Genomic DNA, 21,880 nt, shown 5'->3' on the forward strand with positions numbered 1-21,880 from the left:
CTGGCCGGGCAGGGAAAAACCCCGCCCGGCAAAGCCCGTCGCACCTCAGACGTTGGCGACGGAGGCCGCTTCCGGCCCCTTCTTGCCCTGCACGACGCGGACCGAGACGATCTGGCCTTCGGCCAGCGCCGCGACGCCGCTGCGTTCCAGGGCCGTGGCATGGACGAACACATCCTTGCCGCCGCCATCCGGCGTCACGAAGCCAAAGCCCTTCTCGGGGCTGTACCACTTCACCGTGGCGCGCATCTCCTCGCCATCGGTGGGCAGCGGCGCGGCGCGGCGCATTTCCGGCCGCGGGCCGCGCGGCCCGGCACCGGGACCGGCGCCGAAGGATGACGGGGCAGGGGGCACGCCCTCGGCGTCGATGATCTCGACGACCTCGGTCACCTGCAGGCCCTTCTGGCCCGGACCCACGCGCACCGACAGGACGGCGCCCGGGTTCACGATCTTGGCACCGGCGCGTTCCAGGGCGCTGGCGTGCAGGAATGCATCGCCGCCACCGCCGGACACTTCGACGAAGCCAAAGCCCTTTTCAGGGTTGAACCACTTCACCACGGCCTTGACCTCGGGGCCGGTGGCGAAGACCGACGGCGATGCCCGGCGTGCCGGGGCGTCGCTGAACGACGGCGGTGGCGGTGCCCAACCCACGTCGGACGGACCATCATCGTCAAAACCACCCCTGCCGCGGGACCTGCGGGCACGCCCGCCTCCGTTGCTCGCCATGTCCTAAGCCTTGTCCATCTCTCTTGCGGTTCGACCGGGGCGACCGGTCTTGGAACAGACGCCCGACCTCGGGCAGCCCCACACCACATCAAGGCCGATATACGGCCAAGCGGGGGGTCCGCAACAGGGCCATCTCGCAAGGAAGGGGTGGGATTCGTACCGGCGGTCGAAGATCGGACGCATTCGCTGCGCTTTTGGGGCAAGCCGGCGGGGCGAATTGCACGTTGAACGAAACATTCTCACGCCACGCGCGGCGTGTTCAACGGTCCGCGCGACAGGTTTGCACGCGCCACGCGCGACATTTGCCTCCGCCACGCGCGCGATTCATTTTCGTCCGTGGGCGCCGGCGGCATCGGTTCGCGGCCCACACACACGATTTGCGCGGGTCTGACGCGCATCGCCACCCCTGACATCCGAACACGACTGGTCTAAAGGGGGGTCCATTGTGAAGGAGATCGCTGCGTGTCGAAGAAGTTCCTGACCGACGTCATCGTCGCGTCCACCGAAATGCCGGCTGTGGCCGCCAACCGCCTTGCCGCTGAAATCATCGCCGCGATCAAGACCCAGATCATCGAAACCGGCCGCTTCACGCTGCCCGATTTCGGCGCCTTCGCGGTGCGTGAGACCCCGAAGCGCACCGCGCTGAACCCGCGCACGGGCGAAAAGGTCCAGGTCAAGGCCGGCGCCACCGTGCGCTTCAAGGTCAGCCCGTCGCTGAAGGAAGCGGTTTTCGCGGGCGTTAAGAAGGCCAAGCGTAAGTCCGCAAAGGGCTGAGCAAAAAGAACCGGTCGCGGGGCGCAAGCCCCCGACCCGTAGGGGCCGGCACCTCCGCCGGCCCAGGATCATCAGAAGGGACGCATGGGCGCTTTCAAACCCGACACATTCGCCGATCGGCAAGCCACCGCCGCCAAGGCCAAGCAGGCCATTCTGGAGCGCTTCCGCGCCCGCCCGGGTCCCGATGACCCGGTGGTGAAGGAACGACAGGCCGCCGCCCTGGCGATCGCCGAGGCCCGCAAGCAGCGTGAGGCTGAGCGTGCCGAAGCCCGCCGCGTCGAAGAAGCCCGCAAGGCCGCAGAAAAGCTGGAACGCGCCGCCCAGCAGGCCGCGCGCGAAGCCGAACAGGCCGCCCTGGAAGCCGAACAGGCCGCCCGCGCGATCACCTGGGCCGCCGAGAAAAAAGCCCGTTCGCTGGCCCTGGCCGCCGAGCAGAAGGCCGCCCGCGACGCCCGCTACGCGGCCCGCAAGGCGCGCAAGTAGGGCGGGATCGGAGCGTGATGGCCGTAGGCGCGAATGCGCCGTAGGGCTGAATCACGCGACAAAACAACAAGCTAGACCGCGATGCGTGAGCGAATGCGAACGCATCGCGCTCTAGCGCAACTCCGCGTGATCGCGGTGCAATAGCGCGTCCCAGTCCTGCGCCTGCTGGTCGAGGAAAATGCGCCGCTTCACGCCTTCGACCAGGCGTGGGGCCGCGTATTTCATCCCGCTGATCGATGTCGTGATCGGCCCCAGGCTGAGGCTGGCATTGCCGGTGATCGTCAGCACCCGGTCCAGCCACGGCGCCGCCGCGGGATCGCGCGGCATGAAGGCGCCAAAGCGATCAAGGTATGGCTGCCGCCCCATCCCCGCATCCGCTTCGGGCGGCGTGTAGCGATCGTGCCAGCGCGCCGCGTGACGGCCGATCTCATGGTATTCCGGGCGCCGGTCGAGGTCGGAGAAAAACCCCGTCGCCACCACCAGATGATCGAAGGCCAGGCGCCGGCCGCCGCCCTCCACCACGATCTCATCCCCCGTCCAGGTGACCTTGTCCCAAGGGAAACCTTCCGCGATCGCAAAGCCTGGCAGCGCCATCGCGGTGTCGTAGGTCGGCTGCGGCGGCGGTTGGCCCAAGGTCCGCAGGTGGCGGATGATCGCCCATTTCGCGTCATCCGGCAGATCGACGTAGTGGCCGAGGTATCCCGCCGTCTCCATCCAGCGCCGCGGATTGTCGCGCGGCAGGGCGCCGCGCCGCACGCAGACCGTGGCACCGGCCGCCCCCGCCCGAAGCGCCGAGATGCCGACATCGAACGCCGTCGCGCCGGCGCCCTGGATGCCGACCCGCGCCCCGGCCAACACGTCCAGGTCGAACACATCATTGGCGTGATGCAGTCGCCCAGGCGGCACGGCGGCGACCAGATCGGCGGGCAGGCCATGGCCCCCGCCGCCCATCGGCCCCGTCGCCAACACCACAGTCTTGGCGAATTTTTGGCGCGGGCCGTCAGGGGTGGAAAAACCCAGGCGCATCAGGCGAGCATCCGAGGTCGGCATGACCGACACCAGGGTCCAGCCGTTCCGCACGGGCAAATCCAGCACGTGGCGATACCAGTTCAGGTAATCCATCCAGGCCGTGCGCGGCACGCGGTCGATCGCGTCCCACCCCGCCGCGCCATGCAGCGCCTCCCAATAGGCCTGGAACGACAGCGCGCCGATGCCCAGGTCAGGGCCGGTCAGGTATTTGGGCGTCCGCAAACCGGCCATGCGGGCAAAGGTGACCCAGGGGCCTTCCTGCCCCGCGGCGGCGGCATCGAAAACCTCGATGCGCTGCACCTGTTCCCGCCGCAGGCCGGCGGCGACGCATAAGCCATACTGCCCGGCACCGATGATGGCGCAATCCAGCGCCTCCGACCCATCGGGCGCCATGACCGGCTGCACCCAAGGGGCGGCGGGATAGGCCAGCAGCCCGAGGTCGCGGGCGACCTGCGCCTCCAGCGCGGCAAGAGTATTTTGGGGGGGAAGGGCATCCATGCCGGATGGGCAGGCAAGCCCTATGCCAGCACGGGCGCCAGATGCAGTTGCAGCACTTCCCGCGCGCTGCCGGGCAACTCCGGGAAGCGGTCGCGCACCAGCGGGTCGTGGCCCGGAATCACCAGCGTATCGTCACCCCCAGCCAGGGCGCGGGCGCGGCGCCAGCCCTGCACCATGGCGCCCAGGTCGAACACGATCGGAAAGGGATTCTGGCGTTCCATATTGCCAAAATAGTGGCTGGCGTCGCCGGCGATCACCAGCGGCCCGCGCGCGGTCCGGATGCGGACCATCTGCAATCCGTCCGAATGGCCGCCGATTCCGTGCAACGTCACACCAGGCGCGACCTCACCCTGCCCATCGTGGAAGCAGACGCGGTCGGCATAGACGGCGCGCACCATGCGGATGACGTCCTCCACCTCGAACGGCGCGCGGATGCAGGTGCCGCACATGTGCCGGCCCGTGGCGAAAGCCATTTCCCGGTCCTGCAGGTGAAAGGTCGCGTTGGGGAACAGGTCCAAATTGCCGGCGTGGTCGTAGTGCAGATGCGTGATGATGACGTCGCGCACGGTGGCGGGATCGGTGCCGACGGCGCGCAGGCAGTCATCCACCGGCCGCAGGATCGTCCGGCCACGGCGTTCGGCGGTGGCGGCGTCGAAGCCGGTGTCCACCACGATCTCCCGCCCATCCGGCCCGCGCAGCAGCCAGACAAAATAATCCATCGGCATGGCGTCATGCGCATCGGCGACCGGCATCAGGAAATTGGCCTGCGCCTGCCGTTCGTGATGCGCGTAGCGCAGCGCGAAGACCTGCCAGGCGTCAGCCACGCCGGTTCACCTGGGGCGAGGCGAGTTCGGTGCCCGCCAGATGTTCCGACAGCCTCGCCACGGCCGTATGGTCCTGGCCCGGACCGAGGCTGGTTGCCGCCGCCGCCCACATCTCCCGGCACAGGGCCGCGAAAGGCGCGGGCGTGCCCGTCTCACGCCCGAGTTGCATCGCGATGGTCAGATCCTTGACCATCAGATCCAGGCCGAAGCCGGAATCGAAGCCGCGTGACAGCACGAATTGGCGAAACTTCTTCTGGCTGCTGTTGGTCATGCCGGTGCTGCTGTTCAGCACATCGACCATCAGCGCGGGGTCCAGGCCGAAGCGCTGGCCCATCAACAGCGCCTCGATCCCGATCAGGTAGCCCGCGGCGCTGACCAGGTTGTTCAGCGCCTTCATCGCCTGTCCCGCGCCGACGGGGCCGACGCGGGTGATGGTGGTGCCCATCGCGCGCAGCACGGGATCGACGCGGTCCAGCGCGGATTCCTCGCCGCCCGCCATGATCGCCAATTCGCCGGTGACGGCGCGGGCGACGCCGCCCGACACCGGCGCATCGACCATCGCGATGCCCAGGCCCGCGAGATCGGCCGCGATGGCCTGCGTCGCCGAAGGCTGGCCTGACGACATCTCGATCACCACCATCCCCGGCCGCAGCGACGCGCGCAGCCCGGCGATGACCTCGGCCACCTGGGTGCTGGTCGGCAGGATGGTGACGATGGCATCGGCGTCGGCGATGTCCTGGTCGCTGCCGCCCACCTCGGCGACGAATTTTTGCGCGCGGCCCGGGACCGCGTCGCTGACCGCGACGGCAAAGCCCGCGCCCACCAGCCGCGCCGCCATGGGCCAGCCCATGTTGCCGATGCCGATGAAACCGATGCTGCGGATGGGATGGCTCATCAATCGGCCCTGACCTGGTTGTCCCGCACGACCTTGCCCCAGATCGCTATCTGTTCGTCCAGGAACACGCGCAACCCGTCGGGCGTGCCGAGCACCAGGCTGGCTTGCTGGGTGTCCTCCATCACCCGCCGGATGCGCGGTTCGTTGAAGGTTTCGAGCAGGGCGGCGTGGAAGCGCGCGACCACCGGGGCCGGCGTCCCGGTGGGGGCGAAGATGCCCCACCAGGCGACGGCTTCCAGCGCCGGCAGGCCGGATTCGGCGACGGTCGGCGTATCGGCCAGCCCGGGCAGCCGGGTCGGCCCCAATTGCACCAGCGGCCGCAGAGTGCCGCCCGCGATATGCGGGGCAATCAGCGCGGCACTGCCGATCATGCAGTCGATATGCCCCGCCACCGCGTCATTCACGGCCAGCCCGCCGCCGCGGTACGGCAGGTGCGTCATCTTCACCCCGGCCCGGTCGGTCATCAGGATCATCGCCAGATGGCCATTCGTGCCATTGCCGGTCGATCCATAGCTGACCGCATCCGGCCGCGCCCGCGCCGCCGCCAGCACATCCTGGATGTTGCGATAGGGCTTGGCCGTCTGCGTCGCGATCACATAGGGCGCGCCGCCGATCAGCATCACCGGGTCCAGGTCCCGCGTCAGGTTGAACGGCAGGTTGGGCAGCAGCGCCGGCAGGGTCGCATGGCTGTCGAAGGTCAGCAGCCAGCTCTGCCCATCAGGCCGCGCCTTGGCCACCGCATCGGTGCCGATGGAGCCTGCCGCGCCGGTGCGGTTTTCCACCACGATCGGCACGCCCAGCCGGGTTTGCAGCCCACCGGCCGCGAGCCTTGCCACCGCATCGGTGGACCCGCCGGGCGCGAAGGGCACCACGATCCGCACCGGGCCATTGGGCCAGGCCCCCTGGGCGCGCACGGCCGGGGCGGCCAGGAGCGGTAGCGCGGCCAGCGCCGCGCGGCGGGAAAAACGCATCATGTTTCCTCCTGCGCGGCCGTCTTATGCGGCCGCTGCGTCAGTGGTTATCAGCAAGGCGGCGAAAGATCACCGACAGGTTGTTGGCGGGCATCGGTTCGACCGCGGGCGGCCCAAAGCCGTTCTCGGCCGCCACGGCCGCGACCGCCTCCAGGTCGCGCACGCCCCAGGCCGGGTTGCGGTCGCGCAGATCCTGGTCGAAGGCCGCGTTGCTCGGCGCGGTATGGGCGCCGTCGCGGCGGAACGGGCCGTAGAGGATCAGCGGCGCGCCTGCCTCCAGCACCGATGCCGCCCCCTTCATCAGCCCCAGGGTCGCGGCCCAGGGGGCGATGTGGATCATGTTGATGCAGACCACCGCATCGGCCGCGGCGACGGGCCAGGGCTGGGCCGAGGCATCCAGCGCCAGCGCCTCCCGCACATTCGGTGCGCTGGCGGCCCAGGCATCGATGCTGGCCCGCGCATCGGCCTCCGCATCGGTTGGCTGGAAGACGATGCCGGGGCCGAGATTCTGGGCAAAGTGCAGCGCGTGTTCGCCCGAGCCACTGGCGATCTCCAGCACCAGCCCGCGCGGCGGCAGGTGCCGGCGCAGCACCTCCAGGATGGCTTCGCGGTTGCGGGCGGCGGCGGGCGCGAAGCGGCGGAGGTCGCCAATCACGTCCTATGGGTCACTTCTTGCCGGTCATGGCGGCAAAGACCTGGCGGTCCTTGTTCTCCTGCATCAGGCGGGTGAAGCCCGTGATGTTGGTCAGCCCCAGGCCCCCCGGCATGCCGGTTTCCGGCTCGGCGATGATTTTTCCATAGGCCTCGCCGGCGAATTTCTCCCATTTGCCGGCGGGTTTCTTCACCTCGATATTCACCACCGTCGCCTTCAGCACCATGCGCACGATGGCTTCCTTGGGCGATGAGGGCTTGGTCAGGCTGGGGTGCCCGGCCACCATCGACCAGCCATTGGCCAGGGCCCAGGCGGTCAGTTCGTCCTTGTCCATCGGATCAATAGCCCCGGTCGGCCAGGTTCAGCAGCGGGAAGGCGCTGTGGACATGCGGCACCGCGACGGGCGGCGCGCCGTGATGCACGTAGGAGGCGTTCAACTGGCCGAAAGAAGTCACGCCGGTCAGGCCCAGCGCCTTGATCGTCTCGTCCTCCAGGATTTCCAGGATGCGCCGCACGCCATCGGCGCCATCGGCGGCCAGGCCATAGAGATACAACCGCCCGAGCCCGACCCAATCGGCGCCCAGCGCGATCGCCTTCACGATATCGGTGCCACGGCTGACACTGCCATCGACCATGATCTTCGCCCGGCCGGCGACGGCCTGCACGACCTCCGGCAGCACATCCAGCGAGCCCCGGCCGTGGTCCAACTGCCGGCCGCCGTGGTTGGAGACGTAGATGACATCCACCCCGTGCTGGCAGGCGATCTCGGCATCCTCACCCGTGCCGATGCCTTTCAGGATCAGCGGAATCCTGTGCTTGTCCTTGAAACGCTTGACGTCGTCCCACGACAGCGCGGCCTGGATATCCATGCCGGTGTTGTAGGCACGCCAGGTTTTTACGAAGCGCTTGGCGATGTCGCGTTCGCGCCGGCTGTAATGGGCGGTGTCCACGGTGATGGCGAAGGCGTCGTAGCCGGCGGCGATGGCGCGGCGGGCGATCTCGTCCTGCCAGTCATGGTCGCCGCGCACATAAAGCTGGAACATCTTCGGCCCGGTCGCGGCGGCGGCGGTTTCCTCGATGCCGGGCTGGCTGACGCTGCTCAGCATCATCGGCACGCCGAAGGCGCCGGCGCCCTTGGCGACCGAGGCGCCGCCCCCGGCCTCAAACGATTCCAGCGAACCGACGGGGGCCGCGAAGACCGGCAGGCGGATGCGATGGCCGAAGAAATCGACCGAGGTATCGACGTTGCTCACATTCCGCAGCACGCGCGGGCGGAGTGCCACCGTGTCCAGCGCCATGCGGTTGCGGGCCAGGGTGGTCTCGGTCTCGGTGCCGCCGGTCAGGTAGTCCCAGACGTTCGGCGTCACCTTGTTGCGCGCAGCCTTGACGATCTCGTGCAAGGTCAGGAAGCGTTCTTCCTCATTGGCAGACATCTTGGACCCGTTCCTCTTGTTCGGGGAAACGCTAGAAGCGCCCCCATGACGGGTCAACGCACCCGGCCAAACTGGATGGGACGCCCTGAATGACCGCCACCGCACGACGCACCGCCTGCCGCGCCATCCTGAGCGGCCCGATCTGTGTGCATCCGGGGTCGGTGCATGACCCCATCTCCGCCCGCATCGCCGAGGATCTCGGGTTCGAGCTGGGCATGTTCGCCGGCTCCACCGGGTCGCTGGCGGTGCTGGGTGCGCCCGACCTGATCGTGCTGACCCTGACCGAATTCGCCGACCAGGCCCGCCGCATCGGGCGGGCCAGCGGCTTGCCGCTGGTGGTCGATGCCGACCATGGCTACGGCAATGCGCTGAACGCCATGCGCACGGTGCGGGAGTTGGAGAACGCCGGCGTCGCCGCCATGTCGATCGAGGACACCGACCTGCCCCGCCCCTTTGGCGATGGCGCGACCCGGCTGATCCCGCTGGTCGAGGGAATCGGTAAGATCAACGCCGCCCTGGCCGCCCGCGAGGATTCTGCCACCTGCATCTTCGCCCGCACCGGGGCGGTCGGGGTCATGGGGCTTGAGGAGGGCGTTTTGCGCGCCCGCGCCTATTCCGAAACGGGCGCCGATGCGCTGTTCCTGACCGGCGTCACCACCCGCGCGGAACTGGATGCGGTCACGGAGGTCGCGACCATCCCCCTGGTCCTGGGCACGCTGACGGCCGAACTGGCCGACCGCGACTACCTGGCGGCACGTGGGGTGCGGATCGCCTTGCAGGGCCACCAGCCCTTCCAGGCGGCGGTGCAGGCGATTCATGCGACGCTGAAGGCGCTACGCGACGGCACGGCGCCGAAATCGCTGCCGAACCTGGCGCCGGCCGAGTTGATGCGCCGGGTGACGCGGCAGGATGACTATGATGGTTGGACGTCGCGCTTCCTGGGGTAGGCCGGCAAGGCCAGCCCACCTTGAAGGTCGCGGCAAAAAGTGGAACGAGTGCCTGACGGTGTAGCGACGGAGCGTGCCATGCAGGAAAGCACCATGCCGGCGCGGCAGGCCGATCGCCGTGTCGCGGCCTTCGACGTGATGCGGGGCATGGCGTCATGAGCCGCCTTGCCGAACCCGGCCACTACGACTTCGCGCCCTATGCAAACCGGCCAAAAATCACCTGGCCGAATGGCGCGCGCATCGCCGTCTGGCTGGCGCCGAACATCGAACACTATGAACTCGACCCACCGCCCAACCCGCGCCGCACGCCCTGGCCGCGCCCGCTGCCGGATGTGCTGAACTACGCGCATCGCGATTTCGGCAATCGCGTCGGTTTTTGGCGCATGGCGGATGTGATGGCCCGCCACGGCGTGCGCGGCACCGTGTCGCTGAACACCGCCGTCTGCGACCACTACCCCGAGATCATCGAACGCTGCTGCGAACTCGGCTGGGAATTGTTCAGCCACGGCACCTACAACACCCGCTACTTCTACGGCATGTCGGAAGACCAGCAGCGCGAGGTCATCCGCACCGACCGCGCCACCATCCTGCGCGCCAGCGGGCAGCGCATGGACGGCTGGCTGTCGCCCGCGCTGTCCAATGACGAAACGACGCAGCACCTGCTGGCCGAGGAAGGCATCCTCTACACGCTGGACATGCTGCACGACGACCAGCCCATGCCGGTCAACACCCGATCCGGCAGCCTGGTCAGCATTCCCTATTCGCTGGAGATCAACGACGTCCCGCTGTTCAACATGCGGAACTCGCCGCCCGCGCGCTATGCCGCCATCTGCAAGGCGCAGTTCGACCAGTTGCATGACGAAGGCGGCACGGTGATGTGCATGCCCCTGCACCCCTATCTGACCGGCCAGCCGCATCGCATCGCGGCGCTGGACGATGTGCTCGCGCATATCACCGCGCAGGAGGGTGTCTGGCTTGCGACCGGCCGCGAAATCGCACGCTGGTTCATCGACCATCACCTGGCCGAATTCCAGGCCTGGATCGCGGCGGGCACACCATGACCGGCCTGCCCGACAGCTACATGCAATACCCGTGGCGCCGTCGTGGGCTGGATCACGACCGCTTTGCCCATCGCAACCTGCCGACCCTGCGCCCGGTCACCTGGCCAGGTGGCGCCCGCGTGGCGCTCTGGGTCGCGGTCCATGCCGGGCATTTCCCGATGGACATGCCGCTGACGCCGATCCTGGCGCCGGGCGGTATGGAACGCCCCTACCCGAGCTATTGGGACTACACCCAGCGCGACTACGGCAACCGCGTCGGCATCTATCGCCTGATGCGCGTGCTGGCCGCACGCAACCTGCCGGCGACGGCATTGATGAGCGCCGCCCTCGCCCCGCGCTACCCGGCCCTGGTGCGCGACATCAAGGCGGCGGGGTGGGAGGTCGCTGCGGCCGGCGTGGACATGGGCAAGATCCACCACGGCGGGGTGGACGTGGCGACCGAACGCGCCCTGGTGCAGCAAGCGGTGACCACGCTGCGCGAGGCTTTTGGCCCAAGCGTGCGCGGCTGGCATTCGCCCGCCTTTTCGGAATCCGCGCAGACCCTGGACCTGATCGCCGAGGCCGGGATCGACTACGTCGCCGACTGGGTCAACGACGAAATGCCCTATGCCGTCACCACCAGCGCTGGGCCGCTGACGGCGATGCCGCTGCCCTATGACCTGTCGGACCAGCGCCTGTTGTTCCAACAGCACATGGCGACGGAAGATTTTTGTGCCGCCATCCTCGCCGCCCATAGCACCATCGATGCCGAGGCCCGCGCGACTGGTGGCGGGCGCATCCTGACCCTGGCGATCACGCCCTGGCTGATGGGCCAGCCACATCGCATCAGGGCACTGGCCGAAATGCTGGACACACTGCTTGCCCGCGGCGGCATCTGGCCCGCAACTGGGGCGCAGATCCTCGACGCCTGGACTACCCAGGCAGCTTAGGGTCGATCACCGGTGCCACCAGCGCCGCCACATCCAGCAGCGCCGCATCGCCAAAGCGCTGCCCGATGATCTGCACCCCCACCGGCAGGCCGTTCGGCCCCTCGGTGCAGGGGATGCCGATGCAGGGCACGTGCAGCAGGGTCCACATGCTGTTGAACACGGCATTGCCAGTGTCCTGGCGCCCCACGGGGGCTTCGCCAGGTGCTGCTGGGGTCAGCACGGCGTCGTAGCCGCTGGCGATGGCATCGAAACTGCGGCGGCAATCGCCGGCCAGATCATAAGCGCCGGCCATCATCGCCGCCGTGATGCCGGACTCATTCTCCACCCTGCTGCGGAAGTCGGCGTGCAGCTTGCCGAAGGCCGAGACATATTCTGCCAGGAAGGCGCCACGCCCCTCGCCCATCAGGACAATGCGCTGCGCTTCCGTGATGCCATCGAAGGGTGCGGGCAGCGTCACCTCCTCGACCACCACCCCGGCATCCGCCAACCGCTTGCCGGCCAGCAGCAGCGCCGCCTGGGATTCGGGCGCCGCCAGATGCCAGTTCGGCCCACGCAACAACCCGATCCGCAAATCCTTCACGGTCTTGCCGAGCGGCACGTCCAACCCGAACAGCCGAAACGCCTCGGCCAGCAGCCGCAGGTCGGATGGTGCGCGACCGTACCAGCCGATGGTGTCCAGCGTATGGGAGTAGCGCTTGGCGCCTTCGCTGTTCACCACGCCATGCGTCGGCTTCATCGCGTAGATGCCGCAGAAACTGCCGGGGCGGATCGTGCTGCCGCCCGTCTGCGTGCCAAAGGCCAGCGGCACCATTCCGGCGGCCACGGCGGCGGCAGAGCCCGATGACGACCCCCCCGGCGTCCGCGTCAGGTCATGCGGATTGCGCGTCAGCGCCCGCCGCCCGGCCGCGGCGAATTCCACCGTATCGGTCTTGCCCAGGATCACCGCGCCCTCCGCCCGCGCGATGCCGACGCAGGCGGCGTCCCGCCCCTGTTGCAGGCCCTGGTAGATCGGCGAGTTGTGGGTCGTCGGCATGTCGGCCGTATCGATCATGTCCTTCACGCCGATCGGCAGCCCATGCAGGCAACCCTTGATCGCGGCCTTGTCCACCTCCCGCGCCTTGGCGATAGCGGCGACGGGGTCGAGGAAGATCCACGCCTTCACCGCGGGCTCCTGCGCCGCGATGCGGTCCAGGCAGGATCGCGTCAGCGCCTCCGCCGTCAGGCTGCCGTCCTGCAATTTCGCGGCGGCCGCGGTGGCCGTCAGTTCCCAGGGCTGCATCACGCCGGCACCCGGAACACGGTCGCCGGCTCCAAAAATTTGTCGGTCGGGCGGGGCAGGGCGGCGGCGGCCTCGGCCACCGCCACGGCCAGTTCGGCCATGCGGGCGCGGTGGGCTGGGGTCAGGGCGTCCAGCCCATGGCGGGCGCAGAAAGCGTCGATCTCGGCGGGGGAGGGCTGCATTGGGGTCTCCTACAGGGCAGGCCGGCGCGCGCGGTGCGATGTCGCCGCCTCCAGCGCCTGCGCCGCGCGCAGCACCGTCGCCTCGTCAAAATAGCGCCCGATGATCTGGGCGTTCAGCGGCATGCCATCGGGATCGAAGCCGGTCAGCACCGACATCGCCGGATGGCCGGACAGGTTGGCGATGTTCATCGCGCTCTGGCGGGTGAAACCCATGACGGCATCGGCGTCGTCGAAACGCGGCGCCACACGGAACGCCCCCGGCAGCAGCACCAGGTCGCAATCCGCGAAGATCGCGTCGGTCGACAGGGCCAATTGCCGCCGTAGCCGCTGCGCCGCCAGGTAATCGGCCGCGCGCACCAGGCTGCCATTGGTCATTTTCTCCCGCAGCGCCCGGCCCATCAGGGCGGGGCGTTCGCGGAAATCCGCCTCATGGATCGAATGGGATTCGGACCAGTTGATCAGCCCGGCGGCGCGACGGAAATCCGCCAGCGGGGCGGGCAGGCTGACCTCGACCAGTTTTGCGCCAAGGCGTTCCAGGACCAGGGCGGCCTCGACCACGCCAGCTTCGATGTCGGGCGACACCTCATTCCCCAGGCCGCGCACCAGCCCGATGGTCAGCCCCACGACGCCGGAATGCAGGGTGGCGCTGTAGTCGAGCACAGGTGCCTCCGCGCTGCCTGGGTCCTGCGGGTCGTGCCCGGCGATGACCTCCAGCACCAGCGCCGCGTCCTCCACCGTCCAGCACAAGGCGCCGGTCACATCCAGCGACCAGCAATTCGGCAGGACCCCCGCCCGGCTGGTCCGCCCATAGGTCGGCTTCAGCCCCGCCAGCCCGCAGGCCGCGGCCGGCAGGCGGATCGACCCCCCCGTGTCCGACCCCAGGGCAAAGGGCGCCAGCCCCGCCGCCACCGCCGCCCCGCTGCCGGTCGAGGATCCGCCGGTAAAATGGTCGAGGTTCCAGGGGTTGCGAGCCACCTCGAACGGCAGGTCGTGGTACACGCCGCCGTTCCCGGTGCCGTATTCCCAGGTGTTGAGCTTGCCGAGCAAAATCGCCCCGGCCGCTTCCAGCCGTTCGATCAGATGCGCGGTCGCGTCGGGCACGAAATCCAGCATCAGCCGCGACCCGCCTGTGGTCCGCACTCCGGCCGTGAAATAATTGTCCTTCACGGCGAAGCCGACGCCATGCAGCGGCCCGATCCGGCGCCCGGCGGCGATCTCCGCCGTGGCATGACGCGCGGCGGCCATGGCCCGCTCCGCCAGCGGCGTGATGTAGGCGTGGACCCGCCCATCCAGCGCGGCGATGCGGTCCAGCACCGCGCGGATATGGGCTTCTGGGGTCAGGGTGCCGGCGGCGATGCGGCGTCCGGTCTCGGCGGCTGAAAGCAGGGCCGTCTCGTCATCCATGCACCTGTTGCTCCCGCGGCGATCACCGCGGCAAGGTCGCACCTTCCGCGGGGCGGGGCAAAGGCGCCCGCCCCGGGGTTCCCCCCGCCTCCCTCAGGCCGCCCGCACCGCCGCGAGGAAGGCGGAGGACCGGGTCTTCAAGGTCGCCGCCGAGGTGATCAGCGAATCCGACGCACTCAGCAGCGCCTCGGCCGAACCACCCGTCGCCTCGGCCGCTTCGCGCACCCCTTCGATGCGGCTGGCGACCGTGCCGGTGCCTTCGGCGACCTGGGCCGCGCTGCGGGCGATTTCCCGCGTCGCTTCACCCTGCTGTTCGACGGCGGCGGCGATGGCGACGGCGATTTCGCTGGTGCGTTCCACCGTGCTGCCGATGCCGCGGATCGCGTTGACCGCCGTGGTCGTGACCTGCTGCATATTGGCGATCTGCCCGCCGATTTCTTCCGTGGCGCGGGCGGTCTGGGCCGCCAGGCCCTTCACCTCGCTGGCGACCACGGCAAAGCCCTTGCCGGCATCGCCGGCCCGCGCGGCCTCGATCGTCGCGTTCAGGGCAAGCAGGTTGGTCTGGGCGGCGATGGTGCTGATCAGCTTCACCACATCGCCGATCTTGCCGGCGCTTTCGGCCAGCCCCCGGACGGTGGCATCGGTCGCCCGGACCTCGGTCACCGCCTGGCCGGCGATGCGCGCGGCATCGCCCACCTGGCGGGTGATCTCGGCGACGCTGGCGGCCATTTCCTCGGCCGCCGCGGCCACCGCCTGCACATCGCCCAATGCACGGCCGGAGGCATCGGCAACCATCGCCGCCTCCCGCCCCGACGTCGCCGCGGTTTCGCGCAGGGCACGGGCGGCGGTCTGCGCCGCCTGGGCCTCGGCCGCCACCGTCTCGACGACATGGGCGACCTCGCCCTCAAACGTATCGGCCAGGCGCGATTGCTCGGTCGCCAGGGTCCAGGCCAGCATCGGCCCGACATAGCCGCCCTTGGCGTCGGTGATGGCCGAAATCGTCACGTCCAGCACCTCTGCCCCCAGGCGCATCCGCATCCGGTGCGGCAGGCGCGCGGGGTCGGACAGCATGGCCTCCAGCGCCGCCAGGTCGGCGTGCAGCGCGCCGATCGGCTGGCCCTTCAGCGCCGTGGCGGCGCAGGGCAGCAGGGTTTCGACACGGGCGAAAAGGCGCTCGCTTTCCGCATTCATCGCGACGATGCGGAAGCCATTCTTCGGATCCGCCATCATCACGCCGACCGGCAGTTGTTCCAGCATCTGGCCACGGGAAAACGCCTCGGCGGCGGTGTGGCGAAGGCTTTCCAGCGCCGCCGCCGTGCGGCCGATCTCATCGCGCCGCGCCGTGTCCGGCACAGGGTGGGACGTGTCGCCCCCGGCGATCTGGCGCGTCGCCCCGGCCAGGCGCCGCAGCGGCGCGCCGATGGAACGGCTGACGAAGTAGGAGGACATCATCAGCAGCAACGCGATGGTGCCGCCCAGATACAGCGTGGAATTGCTGGTGCGGGTGACGCTGGCCGTCATCTGCCTGCGGCTCGTGGTCGCCTCGGCGTCGGCCGCGGCTTCCGTCCGGCGCAGCGCATCGTTGAAGCGCTGCATCGCCGGGGTCGTCTGGTCGCGGCGGATCGTCACCAGGGCCTGCCCGGCGGTGATCACTTCCTCGGCCGATTCGGCGATGGTGGTGGCCGAGGCCGACAGGCGCTGCACATCCTGTTGCAGGCGTGCGTCGGGCAGCAGAGACAGCAACCCGCGCAGATGCACCCGCTGCTGCGCCGCACCGCGCCGGACGCGGCGCAACTGCTCCGCCTCACCCGTCGTCAAATAGCGTTGCACGCCCAGGCGCACATCGTTGACCGCGGTATGGAAGGCCATCAGCCGCTGCCGCGCGTCATCGGCGTTCGGGCTTTCGCGCAATTCGAAATCCAGGCCGTTCGACACAGCCTCGAACACCTGGTCGTAATCGGTGCCGCGCGGGAACAGCTTGGTGTCGCGCGCGGTCAGCAATTGTTCGCGAGCCGTTGTTTCCGCGGCGACCGCCGTCGCGATGGCATCGATCGCCGGCGGTGATTCGGCCAGCGCGTTCCGCACCGGGCCGGGCGACAGCAAGGTCAGCCCCTCCTGCACCGCCCGCCGCGTGGCTTGCAGTTCGGTCGTGACCGCACCGGCCAGTTGCGTCACCCCGGCCGCCGTCTGTTCATTGGCGATGTCGCGGATCAGCGCCGGGATCTGCGACGCATGCGTGGTGGCACGGTCGATCACATCCAGCACATCCGCCGTATGGCCCAGCACGACCTGTTCGGCGGCGATCTGCGTCACCTCCCGATGCACAAGCACCACAAGCCCGCCGAGCAGGGTCAGCGTCACGGCGGAGGAAAGCGCGAGCTTTCGCCCCACGGAAAGATTGTCGAGAAGGCGCATGGCAGGAACCCCGGGAGACAGAACCCGATCCTGCACAGGAACGAATTAAGTTCGGGTTACTCGCCCATGCCCAGCAGCGATCCGCGCGTCCGCGCATGCTGCAACTGGCCCATGAAGACCCAGGCCATCGCGCCCAGCCAGACCAGGTTCAGCGCCGCCGCCACGCCCAATTGTTCCCAGGCGACGCGGCCCTCCAACAGGGCGGCGCGCATGCCCTCGAACACATGGCTGGCCGGCACCAGCCAGGCGATTTCCCGCATGCCATGCGGCAGGATCGACACGGGGTAGAAGACGGCGGCGAAGGGCGTCAGCCCGAACAGCACCGACCAGGCCAGCGCCTCCGCCCCGGCGCCATGGCGCAGGATCAGCGCGGTGACGCCCAGCGCCACGGCCCAGCCCATCACCACCAGCAGGGCGAAGAAGGCGACCACCACCGGCCCCATGGCGAACAAGCCAAAGCCATAGAGCAGCCAGGCCAGCCCGATGGCCGGCAGAACGCCGACCAGCATGCGCGCGACACTCATGACCATCAGCCCGGCGACCAGTTCCCAGGGCCGCAACGGGCTGACAAAAATGTGACCCAGGTTGCGCGACCAGATTTCTTCCAGGAAGGAAATCGCAAACCCCATCTGGCTGCGCAGCGCCACTTCCCACAGCAGCACCCCGCCCAGCAGCATCCCCGCCGCGATCGAGCCGAAATTGCCCTGCACCCCCGCCAGATAGGCGGTGACGAAGCCCCAGACGACCATCTGCAAGGTCGGCCAATAGGCCAGTTCCAGCACCCGCGGCCAGGACCGGCGGTAGAGCGACAGATGCCGGTAGACCAGGCCCCAGATACGCCGCGCGGCCAAGATCATGCCGCCGCCCGCCGGTTGCGCGCGATGTCGAGAAATACCTGTTCCAGATCGTCGCGGCCGTATTTTTCCAGCAGCCCGGCGGGGCTGCCGCTGTCCACGACCCGCCCCTGCTTCAGCATCAGCACATGGCCGCAGAGGCGTTCCACCTCATTCATATTGTGGCTGGCCAGCAGGATCGCGGCGCCGGTCTCGGCGCGGTAGTCCTCCAGCAGCGACCGCACCCAGTCGCCGGTATCGGGGTCCAGGCTGGCGGTCGGTTCGTCCAGCAGCAGCAGGTCCGGCGTATTGATCAGCGATTTGGCCAGGGCCACGCGGGTCTTTTGGCCAGCCGAGAGCTGGCCGGCCGCGCGGTCGATGAAATCGCCCATCTGGAAACGTTCCACGAGGTCGGCGATCCGCCGCTTCGCCTGCGGCACCCCATAGAGGTGGCCATAGACCGTCAAATTCTCCCGCACCGTCAGCCGATGCGGCAGGGCGATGTAGGGGGAGGAGAAATTGACGCGCGCCAGCGCCGCGAAGCGGTCGGTCGCCATGTCGTGCCCCAGCACCGACACCCGCCCCGATGTCGGGATCAGCAGCCCCAGCAGCATGGCGATGGTGGTGGTCTTGCCGGCGCCATTGCCGCCCAGCAGCCCCCAGGTGGCGCCCCGGGGCATGGTGAAGGACAGGTTCTCGACCGCGGCGGGGGCGGTGGGATCATAGCGCTTGGTCAGCGCCTCGCAGGACATCGCAGGGGTCATTGCGGCGGTGTTTAGACCATCGCCCGGCCGATACGAAACCCAGACGGTCAGATGCTGCCACCATCCACGACAAAGCTTTGGGCGGTGACCATCCGACTGTCGTCGGCCGCCAGCCACAGCACCATGCGTGCGACATCCGGGGCAAAGAGTTTTTGCGGGATGCACTGCCGCTTCATGGTTTCGGCGACGGCTTCCGGCGTGGCCCAGAGCCGTTCCTGCCGTTCGGTAAAAATCCATCCCGGCACAACCTCGTTCACCCGCACGCCGAAGCCGCCCAGGTCGCGCGCCAGGCCGCGCGTCAGCCCGCGCACCGCCGATTTGGCGGCGGTATAGGCCGGCATGCCGCCCTGGCTCAGCAGCCAGGACACCGAGCCCATGTTGATGATCGACCCCGCCCCCGCCGCCTTCATCGCCGGGGCCACGGCCTGGGCGGCGAAGAACTGGTGGCGCAGGTTGGTGGCCAGGCGTTCGTCCCAATAGTCCGGTTCGACGTCCTCCAGCGCATGGCGATCGTCGCGCGCGGCGTTGTTGACCAGCACAGACACCGGTCCCGCCGCGGCGATGGCGGCCCGTAGCGCCGCGATGTCGCGCAGGTCGCAGGGGGAAAAGCGCGCGCCGGTCTGGGCGGCCAGGGCCTCGCCAGCGGCGAGGTCCATGTCCAGGAACACGACCCGCGACCCCTGGGCGCAAAAATGCGTGACGATACTGGCGCCGATGCCGGAAGCACCCCCGGTGACCAGCACCCCGCGACCCTCCAGGCTGGGATAGACGGCGGTCTGCATCAGTGCGGCATCCTCCCTGCGATGATCATGCCCAGCACGTCATCCTGCGTCACGTCCTGCACCCGGACGTGGCCGACGGGCTTGCCGGTCTTCATCACCGTCAGCCGCCCGCAGAGCGAAAACACGTCGTGCAGATCATGGCTCACGATGATCAGCCCCATGCCTTCCGATTGCAGCCGCCGCACCAACTGCCCGACCATCGCCGTTTCGGCCGGCCCGAGCGCCGCCGTCGGTTCGTCCATGATCAGCACACGCGCCTTGAACTGGATCGCGCGGGCGATGGCCACGACCTGGCGCTGGCCGCCCGACAGGCTTCCGACCGGCACGTGGTAGTTGGTGAAATTGGGGTTCAGCCGGCTCAGCACCTGACGGCCGGCGGCTTCCATGGCCGCGACATCCAGGGCACCGCCCCATTTCACGATCTCGCGGCCCAGGAAGATGTTGGCGACGGAATCCAGGTTGTCGGCCAGGGCCAGGGTCTGGTGGATGGTCTCGATCCCCAGGCGCCGCGCATCGCGCGGGTTGCGGATCTCGACCGGCGCGCCGTCCAAGCAGATTTCCCCGCCATCGGCCGGGTAGGCGCCGCACAGCACTTTGACGAGCGTGGATTTGCCGGCGCCATTGTGGCCGAGCAGCCCCAGCACCTCGCCGGCGCTGACCTCCAACTCCGCACCATCCAGCGCCGCGACGCCACCAAACTGCTTGTGGATGTCGCGCATCGTGACGAGCGGCGCGGTCATGCCTCAGCCGCCTTGCCCGACCGCTTGCGCCACAGCGCATCGGCCCAGACCGCGACGATCAGCACCACGCCGATGATGACGTTCCGCAGCGCCGACGGCAGGCCGAGCAACACCATCCCATTGTCCAGGCTTTGCATGATCAAGGCCCCCAGCACCGCGCCCACCACCGTGCCGGACCCGCCGGCCAGCGAGGTCCCGCCAATGACGGCCGCGGCGATGACCGATAGTTCCGCCAGTTCCCCCGTCGAATTCGCCCCGGCATTCAGCCGCGCGGTCGCGACGGCCCCCGCCAACCCCGCCAAAAACCCCATCAGGGCAAAAACGGCGACGATGATCCGCGCGCTCGGCACGCCGGCCAGCCGCGCTGCCTCCGGATTGCCGCCGATGGCATAGACGTAGCGGCCGAAGCGGCGCGTCCGCGCCAGCCATTCCAGCGCGCAGGCGACCGCGATCAGCACCAGCACGGGGATCGAGATCCCCTGCACGATATCGGTGCGCGGACGGGTGTAGCTGTTCATCACCGCGACGAAGCCCAGGATGAACACGGCCATCACCAGGATCGTCACCGCCTCGGCCCACAACGGCCGCGTGACGAAGCCAAAGCTCTGCTGCCGCCGCCGCGTGGACAGGCGCAACCAGGCCAATACCGCGACGCCAGCCGCGCCGACCAGCCAGGAGGCGGAGCCGCCGATCGAGCCCTCGAACCCGCCCCCCAGCAATTGGAATGTCGGGTCCATCGGCGCCACCGTGCGCCCGCTGGTGATCAGCCAGGCAATGCCGCGAAAGATCAGCAACCCCGCCAGGGTCACGACAAAGGCCGGAATGCCGAGGTAGGCATTCAACGCCCCCTGCGCCGCCCCGATCCCGGCCCCGACCGCCAGCCCGATGGCCAGGGTCAGCCACGGATTCCACCACGTCCCTGGGGCAAAGATCTCGACCTGGAGCACGGCGATCACCATGCCCACGCAGCCCGCGATGGACCCCACCGACAGGTCGATCCGCCGGGTCACGATGACCAGCACCATGCCGCAGGCCATGATGCCGACGACGGCCGTCTGCGCCGCCAGGTTCCACAGGTTGCGCGGCGTCAGGAAGGCGCCATCGGTCAGCGCATGCAGCCCCAGCCAGATGGCGGCCAGCGTGGCCACCAGCGCCGCCAGCCTGGGATCGATGCCGAGGGTGCGAAGCAGCCCCGCCTTCATCCCCGGCAGGCGGGTGGGGCGTCGGCGGCGGCGACGCCACGGCACAGCCTTTCGCGGGAAATCCAGTTGGCTTCCAGCACCAGACCCAGGTTGTCACGGATGATCGGCACCGGGGTCAGCAGGATGGAATCCAACTCCACCCCGCCGGGCGACCGCCATTTGGCCGAACCCGGCACGCTGGCCGCCGCCGCGCCGCCGGCCAACGCGACCGCGATTTGGCCCGCACGTGCGCCCAAAACCCGGCTGTCCTTCCAGACCGACACGGTCTGGGTCCCGAGGGCGATGCGGTTCAGCGCCGCATGGTCGGCATCCTGGCCCGACACGGGCACGCGACCCGCCAGCCCCTGTGCGGTCAGCGCGGCGATGGCGCCCCCGGCGGTGCCGTCATTCGCGGCCAGCACCGCATCCACGTTGTTATTTTGAGCAGTCAGGATCTGTTCCATGTTCCGCTGCGCGACCTCCGGCCGCCAGCCATCGGTATATTGCTCGGCGACGATGCGGACGGCGCCCGCGTCGATGGCGGGCTTCAGCACTTCCCGCTGGCCAGCCGCCAAAAAGTCCGCGTTGGGGTCGGCCGAGGAGCCCTTGATCAGCACGTAGTTGCCGCGCGGCTTCAGCTTCAGCACCTCCCGCGCCTGCATCCGGCCGACCTCGATATTGTCGAAGGTCAGGTAGAACACGCCCGGCACCTCGATCAGCCGGTCGTAGCCGACGACGGGAATGCCTTCGGCCTGGGCGCGGCGGATGGCGGGCTGGATCGCGCGGGCATCCTGCGCCAGCACGATCAAGGCGCCGATGCCGCGGGTCAGCAGCCCCTCGATATCCGCCAATTGCTTGGTGTTGTTGGCCTGGGCATCGGCCGACAGGTATTGCGCCCCGGCCGCGGTCAGGGCCCCGCGGATCGCTGTTTCGTCGGTGCGCCAGCGCTCTTCCTGGAAGTTGGACCATGACACGCCGACGGTCAGCCGGCGCCCGGTCTGGGCCATCGCCCCGCGCCCGGCCAACAGGGCGCCAAGCGCCGACTGGCCGAGAAGCCGTTTCCCAAAAGCCATGGTTTTCT

Annotated in this window: 23 protein-coding genes; 5 read left to right on the forward strand and 18 right to left on the reverse strand. The window is 69.0% G+C overall.

Features of this window, described 5'->3' with window-relative positions:
* Positions 1–45: 45 nt before the first annotated feature.
* Complete coding sequence (locus tag ACQW02_RS27425) at positions 46–648, reverse strand: cold-shock protein (RefSeq protein WP_431283085.1); 603 nt, start codon at positions 646–648, stop codon at positions 46–48.
* 537 nt (positions 649–1,185) lie between these two features.
* Between ACQW02_RS27425 and ACQW02_RS27430 the strand changes: the two genes are divergently transcribed.
* Together ACQW02_RS27430 and ACQW02_RS27435 are read left to right on the forward strand one after the other, a co-directional pair.
* A complete protein-coding gene (locus tag ACQW02_RS27430) occupies positions 1,186–1,497 on the forward strand; it encodes an HU family DNA-binding protein (protein WP_431283086.1) in 312 nt (103 codons plus the stop codon).
* A gap of 84 nt (positions 1,498–1,581) precedes the next feature.
* The gene (locus tag ACQW02_RS27435; protein ID WP_431283087.1) at positions 1,582–1,980 is read left to right on the forward strand and encodes a DUF6481 family protein; all 399 of its coding nucleotides are present in this window, start codon (positions 1,582–1,584) and stop codon (positions 1,978–1,980) included.
* Positions 1,981–2,091: 111 nt separating this feature from the next.
* On the opposite strand, the gene ACQW02_RS27440 is transcribed toward ACQW02_RS27435, so the two are convergent.
* Genes ACQW02_RS27440 through ACQW02_RS27470 form a run of 7 tightly spaced genes read right to left on the reverse strand, consistent with a single transcriptional unit; the run spans position 2,092 to position 8,282 of the window.
* On the reverse strand, positions 2,092–3,507 hold the full coding sequence (locus tag ACQW02_RS27440; RefSeq protein ID WP_431283088.1) for an FAD/NAD(P)-binding protein: 1,416 nt from the start codon (positions 3,505–3,507) through the stop codon (positions 2,092–2,094).
* Positions 3,508–3,527: 20 nt separating this feature from the next.
* Positions 3,528–4,331: an N-acyl homoserine lactonase family protein gene (locus ACQW02_RS27445; protein WP_431283089.1), complete on the reverse strand. Its 804-nt coding sequence runs from the start codon at positions 4,329–4,331 to the stop codon at positions 3,528–3,530.
* Positions 4,324–5,226, reverse strand: coding sequence for an NAD(P)-dependent oxidoreductase (locus tag ACQW02_RS27450; RefSeq protein WP_431283090.1), 903 nt, complete (start codon positions 5,224–5,226; stop codon positions 4,324–4,326). Before ACQW02_RS27450 ends, ACQW02_RS27445 begins: the two co-directional genes overlap by 8 nt.
* Positions 5,226–6,200 carry a tripartite tricarboxylate transporter substrate binding protein gene (locus ACQW02_RS27455; protein WP_431283091.1) on the reverse strand — a complete coding sequence of 325 codons (975 nt, stop codon included), beginning with the start codon at positions 6,198–6,200 and terminating at the stop codon, positions 5,226–5,228. The genes ACQW02_RS27450 and ACQW02_RS27455 overlap by 1 nt, the downstream gene beginning before the upstream one ends.
* A gap of 37 nt (positions 6,201–6,237) precedes the next feature.
* Positions 6,238–6,852 (reverse strand): DUF938 domain-containing protein, encoded by a 615-nt coding sequence (locus ACQW02_RS27460; RefSeq protein ID WP_431283092.1) that lies wholly within the window; start codon positions 6,850–6,852, stop codon positions 6,238–6,240.
* Between the two features lie 10 nt (positions 6,853–6,862).
* Positions 6,863–7,183, reverse strand: coding sequence for a hypothetical protein (locus ACQW02_RS27465; protein WP_431283093.1), 321 nt, complete (start codon positions 7,181–7,183; stop codon positions 6,863–6,865).
* 4 nt (positions 7,184–7,187) lie between these two features.
* Positions 7,188–8,282 carry an alpha-hydroxy acid oxidase gene (locus tag ACQW02_RS27470; protein ID WP_431283094.1) on the reverse strand — a complete coding sequence of 365 codons (1,095 nt, stop codon included), beginning with the start codon at positions 8,280–8,282 and terminating at the stop codon, positions 7,188–7,190.
* An 89-nt stretch (positions 8,283–8,371) separates the two neighbouring features.
* On the opposite strand from ACQW02_RS27470, the gene ACQW02_RS27475 reads away from it, so the two are divergent.
* The 3 genes from ACQW02_RS27475 to ACQW02_RS27485 all read left to right on the forward strand — a co-directional run bounded on the left by ACQW02_RS27475 (position 8,372) and on the right by ACQW02_RS27485 (position 11,219).
* The gene (locus tag ACQW02_RS27475; RefSeq protein ID WP_431283095.1) at positions 8,372–9,229 is read left to right on the forward strand and encodes an isocitrate lyase/PEP mutase family protein; all 858 of its coding nucleotides are present in this window, start codon (positions 8,372–8,374) and stop codon (positions 9,227–9,229) included.
* Between the two features lie 155 nt (positions 9,230–9,384).
* Positions 9,385–10,290: a polysaccharide deacetylase family protein gene (locus tag ACQW02_RS27480; protein ID WP_431283096.1), complete on the forward strand. Its 906-nt coding sequence runs from the start codon at positions 9,385–9,387 to the stop codon at positions 10,288–10,290.
* Complete coding sequence (locus tag ACQW02_RS27485; RefSeq protein ID WP_431283097.1) at positions 10,287–11,219, forward strand: polysaccharide deacetylase family protein; 933 nt, start codon at positions 10,287–10,289, stop codon at positions 11,217–11,219. Before ACQW02_RS27480 ends, ACQW02_RS27485 begins: the two co-directional genes overlap by 4 nt.
* Here the strand turns inward: ACQW02_RS27485 and ACQW02_RS27490 are convergent.
* From ACQW02_RS27490 to xylF, 10 genes are all read right to left on the reverse strand, one after another.
* Positions 11,203–12,498 carry an amidase gene (locus ACQW02_RS27490; RefSeq protein ID WP_431285984.1) on the reverse strand — a complete coding sequence of 432 codons (1,296 nt, stop codon included), beginning with the start codon at positions 12,496–12,498 and terminating at the stop codon, positions 11,203–11,205. The two genes, ACQW02_RS27485 and ACQW02_RS27490, sit on opposite strands and share 17 nt — an antisense overlap.
* Entirely contained in the window at positions 12,498–12,680 is a 183-nt protein-coding gene (locus ACQW02_RS27495) for a hypothetical protein (RefSeq protein ID WP_431283098.1), read from the reverse strand. The genes ACQW02_RS27490 and ACQW02_RS27495 overlap by 1 nt, the downstream gene beginning before the upstream one ends.
* 9 nt (positions 12,681–12,689) lie before the next feature.
* Positions 12,690–14,084, reverse strand: a complete 1,395-nt coding sequence (locus ACQW02_RS27500) for an amidase (RefSeq protein ID WP_431283099.1) — start codon at positions 14,082–14,084, stop codon at positions 12,690–12,692.
* A 93-nt stretch (positions 14,085–14,177) separates the two neighbouring features.
* Entirely contained in the window at positions 14,178–16,499 is a 2,322-nt protein-coding gene (locus ACQW02_RS27505) for a methyl-accepting chemotaxis protein (RefSeq protein ID WP_431283100.1), read from the reverse strand.
* Positions 16,500–16,555: 56 nt separating this feature from the next.
* Entirely contained in the window at positions 16,556–17,356 is an 801-nt protein-coding gene (locus ACQW02_RS27510; RefSeq protein ID WP_431283101.1) for an ABC transporter permease, read from the reverse strand.
* Positions 17,353–18,096 carry an ABC transporter ATP-binding protein gene (locus tag ACQW02_RS27515; protein WP_431283102.1) on the reverse strand — a complete coding sequence of 248 codons (744 nt, stop codon included), beginning with the start codon at positions 18,094–18,096 and terminating at the stop codon, positions 17,353–17,355. The genes ACQW02_RS27510 and ACQW02_RS27515 overlap by 4 nt, the downstream gene beginning before the upstream one ends.
* A 47-nt stretch (positions 18,097–18,143) precedes the next feature.
* Positions 18,144–18,878 carry an SDR family NAD(P)-dependent oxidoreductase gene (locus ACQW02_RS27520; RefSeq protein ID WP_431283103.1) on the reverse strand — a complete coding sequence of 245 codons (735 nt, stop codon included), beginning with the start codon at positions 18,876–18,878 and terminating at the stop codon, positions 18,144–18,146.
* Positions 18,878–19,618 carry an ATP-binding cassette domain-containing protein gene (locus ACQW02_RS27525; protein WP_431283104.1) on the reverse strand — a complete coding sequence of 247 codons (741 nt, stop codon included), beginning with the start codon at positions 19,616–19,618 and terminating at the stop codon, positions 18,878–18,880. Before ACQW02_RS27525 ends, ACQW02_RS27520 begins: the two co-directional genes overlap by 1 nt.
* A complete protein-coding gene (locus tag ACQW02_RS27530; RefSeq protein WP_431283105.1) occupies positions 19,615–20,865 on the reverse strand; it encodes a sugar ABC transporter permease in 1,251 nt (416 codons plus the stop codon). Before ACQW02_RS27530 ends, ACQW02_RS27525 begins: the two co-directional genes overlap by 4 nt.
* Positions 20,817–21,872 (reverse strand): D-xylose ABC transporter substrate-binding protein, encoded by a 1,056-nt coding sequence (gene xylF, locus ACQW02_RS27535; protein ID WP_431283106.1) that lies wholly within the window; start codon positions 21,870–21,872, stop codon positions 20,817–20,819. Before xylF ends, ACQW02_RS27530 begins: the two co-directional genes overlap by 49 nt.
* Positions 21,873–21,880: the final 8 nt, after the last annotated feature.

It is taken from the genome of Humitalea sp. 24SJ18S-53, from assembly GCF_050632385.1.
GTDB lineage: Bacteria > Pseudomonadota > Alphaproteobacteria > Acetobacterales > Acetobacteraceae > Humitalea.